Annotated in this window: 8 protein-coding genes and 1 other annotated feature; of the genes, 4 read left to right on the top strand and 4 right to left on the bottom strand. The window is 41.2% G+C overall.

Annotated elements, in window-relative coordinates; translation table 11 throughout:
- Positions 1-52: 52 nt before the first annotated feature.
- Both AC1M9I_RS02255 and AC1M9I_RS02250 read left to right on the top strand, forming a co-directional pair.
- On the top strand, positions 53-1006 hold the full coding sequence (locus AC1M9I_RS02255; protein ID WP_481594416.1) for an ABC transporter substrate-binding protein: 954 nt from the start codon (positions 53-55) through the stop codon (positions 1004-1006).
- Between the two features lie 159 nt (positions 1007-1165).
- On the top strand, positions 1166-2707 hold the full coding sequence (locus AC1M9I_RS02250; protein ID WP_481594417.1) for a hypothetical protein: 1542 nt from the start codon (positions 1166-1168) through the stop codon (positions 2705-2707).
- 74 nt (positions 2708-2781) lie between these two features.
- Here the strand turns inward: AC1M9I_RS02250 and AC1M9I_RS02245 are convergent, their stop codons facing one another.
- Entirely contained in the window at positions 2782-4404 is a 1623-nt protein-coding gene (locus AC1M9I_RS02245) for an inorganic phosphate transporter (RefSeq protein ID WP_481610623.1), read from the bottom strand.
- Positions 4405-4862: 458 nt separating this feature from the next.
- On the opposite strand from AC1M9I_RS02245, the gene metH reads away from it, so the two are divergent.
- Complete coding sequence (gene metH / locus AC1M9I_RS02240; RefSeq protein ID WP_481610622.1) at positions 4863-8549, top strand: methionine synthase; 3687 nt, start codon at positions 4863-4865, stop codon at positions 8547-8549.
- Positions 8550-8978: 429 nt separating this feature from the next.
- Here metH and AC1M9I_RS02235 read toward each other — a convergent pair.
- Positions 8979-10198 (bottom strand): IS3 family transposase gene (locus AC1M9I_RS02235; RefSeq protein WP_481610621.1). Its coding sequence is split into 2 segments (ribosomal slippage): positions 8979-9922 and positions 9922-10198, totalling 1221 coding nucleotides; the frame shifts between segments, so codons are not numbered across the junction.
- Positions 9807-9923, bottom strand: a sequence feature (AL1L pseudoknot). Its footprint overlaps the gene before it by 117 nt.
- A 303-nt stretch (positions 10199-10501) precedes the next feature.
- Here AC1M9I_RS02235 and dhaK point away from each other — a divergent pair.
- Positions 10502-12232 (top strand): dihydroxyacetone kinase subunit DhaK, encoded by a 1731-nt coding sequence (dhaK, locus tag AC1M9I_RS02230; RefSeq protein WP_481594425.1) that lies wholly within the window; start codon positions 10502-10504, stop codon positions 12230-12232.
- 73 nt (positions 12233-12305) lie between these two features.
- Here dhaK and AC1M9I_RS02225 read toward each other — a convergent pair whose 3' ends face one another.
- Entirely contained in the window at positions 12306-12599 is a 294-nt protein-coding gene (locus tag AC1M9I_RS02225) for a cold shock domain-containing protein (RefSeq protein ID WP_481594426.1), read from the bottom strand.
- Positions 12600-12669: 70 nt separating this feature from the next.
- Positions 12670-13929, bottom strand: a complete 1260-nt coding sequence (locus AC1M9I_RS02220) for a glutaminase (protein ID WP_481610620.1) — start codon at positions 13927-13929, stop codon at positions 12670-12672.

The following is a 13929-nucleotide window of genomic DNA, read 5'->3' as shown; positions in this document are numbered from 1 at the left end:
ATTATCATTTATATATTCATGGTAAGCTTTTATCAAACCTCGAGGTATTGATATGACTTACATTAAACTTCCATTGGCACTCATTCTTTCATTCAGTGCCGTTGTTTCATATGCTCAACCTGTTCAATTCACTTATCAAGATCAAACTATTCAGCTGCAAAATACACCACAGAAGCTGGCTGTGTACGAATTATCCGCGTTGGATACACTGAATGCTTTAGGTATTCAGGCGTCGATCGTACCTGAAACTACTTTTGCTGGTGCTTTGAAAAAATTTAATGACAAACAATATTTAAAAGCTGGATCTTTATTTGAACCCAACCAAACCTTATTAAGAGAACAAAAGCCAGATCTCATCATTGTCGGCGGGCGTTCTGCCGCGAAATTAGATGAGGTCAAAAAAATTGCACCTGCAATCAACCTCTGGCCTGATACTCAAAACTTCAATCAAGACCTGAAAAATCGCACACTTTTTTTAGCAAAAATGTTTAATAAGGAACAACTCGCACAATCTAAATTAGATCATGTCTATGCCCTTCAAGCACAACTTAAACAACTCACTAAAGGCAAATCCGGCCTGATGCTTTTTGCCATGGGTGATAATTTTATACCGCATGCAAAGAATGAAAGATTTGGATTTACCTATGATATTTCTGGCTTAAAGTCAGTGGTGCCGACTGCAGCACCTCAAGCCTCAAGTGCTCGACCTGCTCCAAACTCACCAGAAGCTCTTGCTGCCGCGCAACGCAATTTAGAGCGTCTAGTACAAGCAATAAAACAAAATCCTGATTTCATCATTGTGTTAGACCGTGGTGCTGTAAACACGCAAAACTATGCTGCGAAACAACATATTCAATCACATCCATTACTCAAGAATAGTCAAGCAGTCAAAGAGAATCGTGTCATCTTTGTTGATGCCGATGCCTGGTATTTAACGGGCGCTGGCTTAGATAACACTGCATTTATGTTAGAAGAATTGATCAATGGTATAAAAAATACTAAATAATTGATTTTGTTTATAAAGGAAGTCTTCGGCTTCCTTTTTTTAGAAATATCTCGTAATAATTCAATCAATATCTGGTAATTAATGCCACCTAAATCATTAATTTTGTCAGGATAATGTAGGCATCCGCGAATTTATTCATTTTTTTTTGAGATTTTTTGCATGTCTAATCAACCTGATGGTTTACAATTTTCCTCTAACACGTCCTCTAAACCCAGCAGTTCAAAATCAGGCCAACGCATCATCAGTGCGGCATTACAACAGATTCAGCCAGAATACGCTGATGCAGTTATCAATGAAAAGAATTGGCGAAAATCCTATCCGATTCATTTTAAACGGTTGGTAGAATGTGGGCTCTCATCACCTGAAGCTGCGCTGCGCATCGCTCAAGATGGACTTCAACAAGCTTATGAAGAGTTTAGTTTTCAACGTGATCAACATACACAAGCATTGAATGAAGTGATGAAACTTAAATCAAAAGATTTAAATACCTACACACTTCAAGGAAACTCTACTGCTGAGCCGCAATGGTTTGTACCTTATCAGGGTAAAAATTTAGAAGGTCAAGCCCTACTCGACCAAATTCAACTTTGGTTAGACCGAGGTATTATAGAAGCATCACATGCTCAGGCACTACAAGCATGTGTGCAGCATCCAGAGTGGTTTGACCTTTCGGATCGAACAATGGTGCTGTTTGGTGCAGCTTCTGAAGCAGGGCCTTTACCTTGGCTGGCGAAATGGAAAGCCAATATCGTGGCGCTTGATTTAAATCATGAGCGAGTATGGACAAAGATTTTGAATACTGTTCTGCAAGGCAATGCGACCTTATACGCTCCAAGTGTCGAATCAATAGATTCATCTGCATCTATACGTGAAGCTGCAGAGCGTTTAGGCGTTAACTTATTAACAGATACCCCTGAGATTGCACATTGGCTCACCCAGTTTGATCAAGACTTAGATCTTGCCGCGATTGCGTATTTAGATGGCGAAAAGCACGTTCGTGTTTCTATGGCGATGGACGCCATTATGCAACATGTCAGCCAACAAAAATCCAATACCAGTTTGATGTATATGTGTACGCCCACTGACGTCTACGCTGTACCACAGGAAGTTATTCAAGGTGGATTAGATAAGTTTAAATCACGCTCTAAACTTGAAAATATTCTGTCCAAGAGTATTTCGACTGTCTCTCGTGATTATTTTTTCAAACAAAACGAAGAACGCTTATTCCAATGTCATGATAAACAGTATGGGATATGCGACTGTCTTGTGGTTGAACAAGGTCCAAATTATGCGTTGGCGAAAAGGATTCAACAATGGCGCGCTACGTTAGCACGGTCACAAGGTCAACGTGTCAGTATTAATATTGCTCCATCGACCACTACACATTCGGTAACCAAAAACCCATTATTAAAAGCTGCTTTCAATGGTGCCAATTTGTTTGATGTTGAAGCATTTGAACCCGCGACGACCAATGCGATTATGGCTGCGTTGTGGATTCATGATTTGAGAAACCCACAGTCGGTTGCCAATCCTGACATCGCCCTCAATCATCCATTAGACTTAATCATGCATGGTGCTAATCATGGTGGATTATGGCGTGTAGCATATCTCGCACGCACCGCCCTACCATTTGCCGCATTATATGGTTTTGCTGAAGAAAAACTCCCCTTCAAAAAACTTTTGTCTAAATTCCAAAAATAAGCGACATAAACAATTGATCATAAAAAAAGCGCTGATTGTTCAGCGCTTTTTTAGTCTTTAAGTATTGATTTCAATCAGGTGAACTGAAGGAACAACCAGAATAAACCACCTGACAAACAGATTGTTGCTGGCAGTGTGAAAATCCACGCTGATAAAATTGTGCGAACCATTTGGAAGTTTAAGCCCGACTTATTCGCAACCATCGTACCTGCTACAGCAGAGTTTAAAACGTGTGTTGTTGACACTGGCATACCAAAGCCATCAGCAGCAGCAATCGTTGACATTGCAACTAACTCTGCAGACATCCCCTGACCATAAGTCATGTGTTGTTTACCAATACGCTCACCAACGGTAACAACAATACGTTTCCAGCCTACCATCGTCCCTAGACCTAATGCCAATGCAGTCGCAACTTTCACCCATGTTGGAATGTATTGAAGGAATGAATCTAAGTTATCACGGTAGTTGTCCACTGTTTTTTCTTGCGCTTCAGTCATGGCAGGTAAAGCTTCTGCTTTATCTAAACGCTTGAATGCAGTCGTGCTGAGGTACATATCATTACGGAATTCAGCCACTTGATCTTCAGGAACATCTTTAATGGATGTGTAGCTTCCTACTTTTTCACCTAAATGATCCGTCAAGCTTGCCAAAGCTGGCACAACTTCAGGTGTGATTTCTTTGGTTTGGATATATGACGTGATAATTTGACGCGCTTTTTCATCTGGAATATCTTGGTGATTTGGATAAATCAAATCTGCAGTTTGAGCAGATAACTGACCAAACGTTTGGATATGTTGTTGATCTAGACTCTTGTTTAAAGAGTATGCCAAAGGCACGATCCCGATCAGAATCAACATAATCAGACCCATACCTTTTTGACCATCATTTGAGCCGTGTGCAAAACTTACACCGGTACACGTGAAAATCAAAATGGCACGAATAAGTGGCGGCGGCGGTTTATTCCCTTCTGGTGGTTGGAATAATTCCACTTGTTTCTTAAAGATTTTTTTAACCAATAAGAACAATACAGCCGCAAATGCAAAACCGATTAATGGTGAGAATAAAAGTGCTTTACCCACTTTCATCACCTGTTCCATGTCTACACCTGACGCACCATTACCTACGTTTAGGATGTAGTTCATGATGCCCACACCTAAAATCGAACCGATTAGTGTATGAGAGCTAGAAGCAGGGATACCGAGGAACCAAGTTCCTAAGTTCCATACGATTGCGGCAATCAACATGGCAAAGACCATGGCAAAACCAGCACCTGAACCGACGTTCATAATCAATTCAACAGGCAATAGCGCGATAATACCGTAGGCAACTGCACCACTTGCGACCATTACGCCAAGGAAGTTACAGAAGCCTGCCCACATTACAGCGACAGGTGCAGATAAAGCGTTGGTATAAATAACTGTTGCCACAGCATTGGCCGTGTCATGGAAACCGTTAACGAACTCGAAACCCAATGCGATAAACAATGCCGTGGCCAACATGATCACAGCATAAAGATTTAAAGCAGGCACATGAGATAAATCAGCAGCCAACTGAAAACCAATGTAAATCAAGGTTGAAACAATCAGTGTAAGGAACACTGGCATAAAGAATTTCGGCGTTGGCACGTGAACATTCGTCGACTGCATAGGCGTTGACGATTGTGCTGAATCTGAAACTGGAGTTTGATTAGAATTCATGCAAGCAGAGAAAGAGGATAAATATCCCCTCTATTGTTCAATTTAATTATTACAATTATATGACAAAGAGCTGTCATATAAGTCATCCAAACGACACTTATTTAAGAAAATTAAACTTTAAAAACAACCAATATTCAAAATTTAACAATAATAATCAGATAGTTAATACAAAACCCTCGTCTTTAATCTTTATTTCAATCGGTAATTAAATAGATGAAATAAAGATGACATCACTGTCACATTTGTTACAACGGCAGTTATTATTACATTAGATTATGACAACATGATGAAATATAGACAGTTTCAGTTTTGATAGGTTGATCATCGTAGTCGATGGATGAAATTCATCCTTAATTTTTTGGGAATAGGTTCATAAATTTTTATTTATCAGAAAAGTGGACGTAACTCTGCTAAAATATTGCACCATTATTTGTGCAGATTTTTGTGAGAGTCATTTGATGTCTACCCTCGCCACCTTAAAAGCGCTTCTTGCCAAACGTATCCTGATTATTGATGGTGCAATGGGTACCATGATCCAACGCCACAAATTGGAAGAAGCTGATTACCGTGGTGAACGTTTTGAGGATTGGGCCTACGACCTTAAGGGTAATAACGACTTATTGGTTCTAACTCAGCCACAGATTATTCAAGGCATTCATGAAGCTTATCTTGAAGCTGGTGCAGATATTATTGAAACCAACTCGTTCAATGGAACGCGTGTTTCAATGTCTGACTACCATATGGAAGATTTGGTTCCTGAGATTAACCGTGAAGCAGCTCGAATTGCCAAAGAAGCATGTAAAAAATACTCAACACCTGAAAAGCCACGTTTTGTCGCAGGCGTATTAGGACCAACGTCACGTACCACTTCAATTTCACCAAATGTAAATGATCCGGCATTCCGTAACATCACCTTTGATGAGTTAAAAGTTAACTACATTGAAGCGACTAAGGCATTGATTGAAGGTGGTGCAGACATCATCTTGATTGAAACGGTCTTCGATACCCTAAATGCCAAAGCTGCGATCTTTGCAGTGAAAGAAGTGTTTAAAGAAATTGGTTACGAACTGCCAATTATGATTTCGGGCACCATTACCGATGCATCTGGCCGTACACTCACAGGTCAAACCGCAGAAGCATTCTGGAACTCAATGCGCCATGCAGAGCCTTTATCGATTGGCTTTAACTGTGCACTTGGTGCAGATGCGATGCGTCCACACGTCAAAACCGTGTCTGACGTTGCGGATACTTTTGTTTCAGCGCATCCTAACGCAGGCTTACCAAATGCCTTCGGTGGTTATGATGAAACTCCTGAAGAAACTGCAGCATTTATTAAAGAATTTGCTGAAAGTGGCTTAATTAACATTACGGGTGGTTGTTGTGGTACGACGCCGGATCATATTCGTGCGATTGCGCAAGCGGTTGAAGGTATTGCACCGCGTCAAATCCCTGAAATTGAACCTGCATGTCGTTTAAGTGGTTTAGAGCCATTCAACATCACCAAAGATTCATTATTCGTCAACGTCGGTGAACGTACCAACGTGACAGGTTCTAAAAAATTCCTTCGTTTAATTAAAGAAGGTAACTTCACCGAAGCTTTAGATGTGGCACGTCAACAAGTTGAAGCCGGTGCACAGATCATCGACATCAACATGGATGAAGGTATGCTCGATTCGCAAGAAGCGATGGTGCATTTCCTGAATCTGATCGCATCTGAACCTGATATCTCTCGCGTGCCAATCATGCTCGATTCTTCGAAATGGGAAATCATCGAAGCAGGTTTAAAATGCGTCCAAGGTAAAGCGGTTGTTAACTCAATTTCCTTAAAAGAAGGTTATGACGAGTTTGTAGAACGTGCTCGCCTCTGCCGTCAATACGGTGCGGCAGTGATTGTCATGGCGTTTGATGAAAACGGTCAGGCGGATACTGCTGAACGTAAAAAAGAAATCTGTAAGCGTTCTTATGATGTCTTAGTCAACGAAGTGGGTTTCCCATCTGAAGATATTATTTTTGACCCGAACGTATTTGCGGTTGCAACTGGTATTGAAGAACACAACAACTACGGTGTGGACTTCATTGAAGCAACCAGTTGGATTAAGCAAAACCTTCCAAATGCCATGGTGTCTGGCGGTATCTCAAACGTATCGTTCTCATTCCGTGGTAATGAACCTGTTCGTGAAGCGATCCATGCGGTGTTCTTGTATCACGGTATTCAACAAGGCTTGACCATGGGTATTGTAAACGCAGGTCAGCTTGCAATTTATGATGACATTGATGCTGAGCTGAAAGAAGCCGTTGAAGATGTGGTGCTGAACCGTAACCAAGGTACTAGCGGTCAAGAAGCAACAGAAAAACTCCTTGCAGTGGCAGAAAAATACCGTGGTCAAGCGGGTGCGCAAAAAGCCGAAGAAAACCTTGAATGGCGTAATGAACCTGTAGAAAAACGTCTTGAATACGCGTTAGTTAAAGGTATTACGACTTATATCGATGAAGATACTGAAGAAGCACGTTTAAAATCAGTTCGTCCACTTGATGTGATCGAAGGTCCACTCATGGCAGGGATGAACGTGGTGGGTGACCTGTTCGGTGCCGGCAAAATGTTCTTACCACAAGTGGTGAAATCTGCACGTGTGATGAAACAAGCCGTGGCTTGGTTGAACCCATTTATTGAAGCAGAAAAAACCCAAGGCGAAGCCAAAGGTAAAATCTTGCTTGCTACTGTTAAAGGCGACGTACACGACATCGGTAAAAACATCGTGGGTGTGGTACTTGGCTGTAACGGTTATGACATCGTTGACCTTGGCGTGATGGTACCGTGTGAGAAAATCTTACAAACAGCGATTGATGAAAAAGTTGACATCATCGGTTTATCAGGGTTGATTACACCGTCATTGGATGAAATGGTTTTTGTTGCCAAAGAAATGCAACGTAAAGGCTTTAACATTCCACTCATGATTGGTGGTGCGACCACGTCTAAAGCACATACCGCTGTGAAGATTGCACCGCAATATCACAATGATGGTGTGTACTACACTGCCGATGCATCTCGTGCAGTCGGTGTTGCAACCCAATTGCTTTCACCTGAAATGAAGCCTCAATTGGCAGCTGACTATGCTGCGGATTATGAAAAAATCCGTACGCGTCTTGCCAACAAACAACCGAAAGCAGCAAAACTTTCTTATGCTGAATCGGTTGAAAATGGTTTCAAGATTGACTTTGAAAAGCATGCACCTGTAAAACCAAACTTCATTGGTTCGCAAACATTCACCAACTATCCACTCGAAACTTTAGTTGAATACTTCGACTGGACACCGTTCTTTATTTCTTGGAGCTTGGCGGGTAAATACCCGAAAATCCTTGAAGATGAAGTCGTTGGCGAAGCTGCACGTGATTTGTTTGAACAAGCACAAGCGATGCTCAAAGACATCATCGAAAATAAACGTTTCGATGCGCGCGCTACTTTTAGTCTTTACCCTGCCAATCGTGTTGCAGCGGATACTGTTGCGGTAACGGATGAAAATGGCAATGTGACGCATACCTTTGAGCATATTCGTCAGCAGTCTGACAAAGTGACAGGCAAAGCGAATTTCTCACTAGCTGACTTTGTTGCACCGAAAGACGTGGCGCAAGATTATTTGGGTGGTTTCACTGTATCGATCTTTGGTGCGGAAGAACTTTCACAGGAATACAAAACTAAAGGTGATGACTATAACGCGATTATGGTTCAAGCCTTGGGTGACCGTTTTGCAGAAGCATTTGCAGAACACTTGCACCAACGTATTCGTAAAGAGTTCTGGGGCTACCAAGCGGATGAACAGTTAACGAATGAAGAGTTGATCAAAGAGAAGTATGTGGGTATTCGTCCTGCACCGGGCTACCCTGCTTGTCCTGAACATTCTGAAAAAGCGCCTTTGTTTGATTGGTTAGGTACGACTGATAAGATCGGTACTTACTTAACCAGTAGCTTTGCAATGTGGCCACCTTCATCAGTCAGCGGTTTCTACTATGCAAACCCTGAAACCGAATACTTTAACGTGGGCAAAATCTCTGGCGATCAGTTGGAAGATTATGCGAAGCGTAAAGGTTGGACCTTGGATGAGGCGAAACGTTGGTTAGCACCGAATTTGGATGACTCGGTGATCTAAACATGTTAAAAAAGTCCTTCTCTTGAAGGACTTTTTATTCCTTAAATTAACCCGAGTTCTGCTCAAATAATAAGATTATTCATTATTTGAATCATATAAAGAATATACTGTGATCTGATTACTCTAAAAATTTATAATGAAATTATATTCATCTTATTATTTTAACGAAAAATTTTTATTCGCAATTCAGGTTAAATTAGGTCTAATTAGTTATTCTTAATTTACAAATTAATTTATATAAATTACTTATGAAAAGTTATATTGTAATAATTCGTTAAGCTAATTTTTTTAATTATATTTTCTCTGTAAAATTTCATGATATTTAAAATATTTCAATAAAATTAATAAAAGAGACAGGTCGTATGTTGCATTGTGGTGGTGAAGGTCATCTGAACCGTACCGGGTTTATCGGAGAGATTTTTATTTAAGTTAGGCCACCTGACCTAACGGATTAACCTTATCATAGTACATTGCTTCAAACTCAAATGGCGATACATAACCTAGAGCACTATGTACACGCTTTTTATTGAACCAATCCACCCAGTTTAATGTCGCAAGTTGTACATCTACTAAACCTTGCCAATCTGCTTTTAGATATTCAATCACTTCTGTTTTGTATAAGCCATTCACCGTTTCAGCCAAAGCATTATCGTATGAATCACCAGTCGTACCAACTGATGCTCGTAAATTTGCTGCTTCTAAACGATTGGTATAGCGAATGGAAAGATATTGCACACCTCTATCGGAATGATGAATCACGTGCTTTGGCATGCCTCGATCATGTAATGCTTGCTCCAATGCATCGAGCACCATATCTGTATTCATTCGTGTAGATACTTTCCATCCAACAATGGCTCGTGAGAACACATCAATAATAAAGGCGGTATACACCCAGCCTGAATTGGTTCGAACATACGTGAAGTCAGCGACCCACAGTTGGTCAGGATGATCAGCTCTAAAATTCCGTTTCACCAAGTCAGGTGCTCGTTTTTGGTCATCTCGGCTACGAGTAGTTTGTTTATTCTTACCGCGCCAAACACCTTGTATGCCTAGATTTTGCATCAATCGAGCAACCGTACAGCGTGCAACAATATAGCCTTCACGTTTTAATTGTTGCCAGACTTTACGTACACCATATCGACCCGAACTTTCTTTCCAAATTCGTTTCACTTGTTCAGCATGATGCACGTCATGTAAATCGCGTTTTGAGCGCTTTTCTGGGTTCTCGGTCAGATCCAACTGTCGGTAATAGGTCGATGGTGAAATCGGTAAAATTTTACAGATTGCCTCAACACCATATAGGTCTTTATTGTTATGGATGAAATCCACCATTATTTGTGTGGGCGGTCGAGCTCCGCCTGGGCGAAAAAAGCAGCTGCTTTACGTAGAATTTCGTTAGCGCGTTGCAGTTCTTTATTTTCACGTTCCAGTTGTTTTATGCGTTCTTGATCTGAAAGATGCTGTACTTTAACTGGATTTTGTTGATCCAAATATTTTTGATGCCAAACACGCAGTGTTTCAGGGGTACAACCTATCTTGGGAGCAATAGCAGTGATTGCAGCCCAATTTGATGGATAATCTTTTTCGGATTCAATAACAAGTTGAACCGCTCTTTCCTTGATTTCAGGGGTATAGTTTAATTTTTTCATCGGAGTAGTTTCTCAGAATGTTGAGTCTCCGACAAACCCGGTACGGTTCACCCGATCTGTTCGGTATATTGTGCTGTACCTTGCTGTCGTTGTTGAAATAGTCTCTGCATTGCTACTAATGACTTTTGTGTTTGCTGTAAGTTATAAAGTTTCGTAAGGTTCATTAGGATTAGCCAATTTAAACGATAAAGGTTTAGCCGATGGGGTAGATAATTCTCTAAAAATATTGTCGTCCACATGATCCCATTTCTATAATAATAGATACTTTCAAATTCTCCCCGATAAATACACAGGCTTTATTAAATGAAAAAACTCATCAACAACCCAGAACAACTGGTTGTCGAAATGTGCAAAGGCTTTGTCCTTGCACACCCAGAACTCGCATTTACTGAGTCTCACAAAATTATTTCAAGAAAAGAAAAACATAATAATGTTGCACTGATCAGTGGTGGTGGTAGCGGCCACGAACCTGCCCATGCGGGCTTTGTCGGTAAAGGTATGTTAGACGCAGCCGTATGCGGGGACGTATTTGCATCTCCATCGCAAATTCAGGTCTATAAAGCATTACAACATGTCGCAACCGACAAGGGCGTGTTAATGATCATCAAAAACTATTCTGGCGATATGATGAATTTCCAGAATGGTGCAGCCTTAGCCGCTGAAGACGGAATTCAAGTCGACTTTGTGAAAGTTGCAGATGACATTGCGGTTAAAGATAGTTTATATACAGTCGGTCGTCGTGGTGTCGCAGGCACAATCTTTGTTCATAAGATTGCAGGCGCAGCAGCATCTAAAGGCTTAGAATTAGGTGAAGTTAAAACAGTCGCTCAAAAAGCGGCTGACAATGTCATCAGTTTAGGTTTTGCCTATAGCTCATGTACTGTTCCTGCTAAAGGCACACCAACCTTCACCCTTGCCGATGATGAAATGGAATACGGCGTGGGTATTCATGGTGAACCGGGCATCCGTCGTGAAAAAATCTTGCCAGCAAAAGAACTGGCACAACGTATGGTCGATGACCTGTTTTTAGATCGTCCAGACATGAAAGAAGTTGCAGTATTGATCAATGGCTTTGGTTCTACCCCAATGCAAGAACTGTATCTGTTTAACCATGATGTATGCGCACACCTTGCACATAAGGGCATCAAAATTTACCGTACCTTTGTCGGCAACTACATGACCAGTATCGACATGAATGGCGCATCCATTTCATTACTTGAATTGGATGATGAACTCAAAACATACTTAGATACCGAAGCCAACACCCCTGCCTTTAAACTTGATGGTTCACCTGCTTTAGCCATTGAGTTTGCGATAAAAGATACGGCTACCCAACATCAAGGCAATAGCGAAGTTGAAACTGCAGCAGAACATGCTGAAATTCAAAATGAGCAATTCAGCATTGAAAACATGCGCTATGTGGTCGATGTCATGGCTGCCTGTATTATTAAAAATGAAGTGCCATTTTGTGAGTTAGACGCACACGCAGGCGATGGTGACTTCGGCATGAGTGTGGCTAAAGGCTTTAAACAACTCAAGAAAGAATGGCAAAGCTTGATCCAAGCACAGCAGATGGATGAATTCTTGCTCAATAGCTCCATGATCATTATGGAACATTGTGGCGGTGCTTCGGGTCCCATCTGGGGTTCAGCATTCCGTGCCGCAAGTAAAGCCATTCAAGGTAAAACCACGTTAAGCGTGGCAGATTTTGCCGATATGCTGCAAGCCGCAGTAAAAGGTATTCAAACCACAGGCGAACGTTCATTTGGACGTGGCGCGGTAGTGGGAGATAAAACGTTGATCGATGCTTTAGTGCCATGTGCTGACTCTTGGTCAAACAACACCGACAAAAGCTTTAAGGAAAACTTTATCTTAGGTGCTCAAGCTGCTGTTCAAGGCGCAGAATCGACCAAAGAGATTGTTGCACGTATGGGTCGTGCAGGTACTGTCGGTGATCGTAGCTTAGGCTATCCTGATGCTGGTGCATATGGTTTAGGTGTGATTTTTACCGATATTGCCGATCATCTAAAATAACATTTTAAACATGATATAAATGATTGATCAGTTATATAAAAAAAGCCCTGATGATTCAGGGCTTTTCTACATTTTATTTTTTAAAACTTGACAATAATGCGCTGGTAATCGACTGATTATGTGATGCCACACGAGACTTCTTCGCTTTCGCTGACTGGTCAGCTACACGTTGAATTTTGACTGCTTTTAACTTACCTTGATTTTCAACTACCTGAAATTTGACTCGGTCATTGCGTTTTGGCTCACCTTCATCTGCAGGAAAGTCAGAAATGTGGAAAAAAATATCCTCACCTGCACCACCAATAAAACCAAAACCTTTATCGGCATGATAAATTTTAATTTTGCCTTGCTGGACTTCAGACTTCATAACATTCCCAAAAAACGGTATACAATTTTCAATATTATACACGCATCTTAAAGCGCATCATCTTTGCTGATTACTTTAAATAATCATGCAAGTGCTGTTGGACAATGACGCGTTTGTGTCCTTTACTTTGTTGTTCCGATAACAATGATTCCGCATCTAAGACCACCACTCTGTGACCATCATCCTGTAGACGTTTCACACCTTCAAATAACATTCGAGCACCGACATCATGGATTAAAGTCAGATGTGTAAGATCAAGCACTACTTTATTTTTACCTACAGGCTCATTCTGTAACTCACGCAAGAACATTTCAGTCTCTGTAAATTGTAAGACACCACGTAGCTCATATACCACCATGCCATCATCATACTCACGGCGACTTTGGATAATGGTTTGTGCTGAAGGGGTTCCCTCCATCAAATGTAATCCCATATCACTTGATAGACGTTCAAAGATTTCCACACCTCGAACACTGTTGCCATGGCTGTCTAATTTAGGCGAAAAAACCGCAATTCCAACCTGACCTGGTAAGACACCAATGATCCCCCCTGCCACACCACTTTTGGTAGGAATACCAACGGTGGTCAACCAATCTCCAGCTGCATCGTACATACCACACGTCATCATGACGCTAAGTACCTGACGACATACCTGACGATCTAAAATACATTTTCCCGTAACAGGGTCTTTTCCGCCATTCGCCAACACACTGCCCATTCGCGCTAAATCTTTCACGGAGACTTTAATCGCACACTGTTGAATATAACCATGAACAATCTGTTCTGGGTCTTCTTCTAGCACGCCGACGGTACGCAACATATATCCAATCGAAAGATTACGAAATGCTGTTTTGAGTTCAGATTGATAGACTTGCTCATCAAAGGTTAACTCACGCCCACACAGTTCACTCAAGAAACGTCGTAAATGTTCTGCACGAGAAACAGTCTTTTTATGAGGTAATAAAGAATGTGTCGTAATCGCACCCGAGTTAATCATTGGGTTCTTGGGAATCGATCGTTCTTTTTCTAATGAGATTTGATTAAATGCTTCCCCCGAAGGTTCAACACCAACTTTTTCTAATACCTGAGCCAAACCATGTTCTTGAATCGCTAATGCATAAGCAAATGGTTTAGACATTGATTGAATCGTGAACTCAACCTCATCATCCCCTGAAGAATAAATCGTACCATCAATGGTTGAAAGTGCTAAAGCGATACGATTTGGATTGGCAGCTGCCAGTTCTGGAATATAGTCAGCCAATGCTCCTTCGGTATTCGCATGACATTGGTCCAATACATGGGCAAGATAATCAGGTACAGGTGTCTTCAT

It is taken from the genome of Acinetobacter sp. ANC_7553 (genome assembly GCF_056779895.1).
The sequence above is the reverse complement of the archived record's forward strand: the minus strand, read 5'-3'. Positions and strand labels throughout refer to the sequence as shown.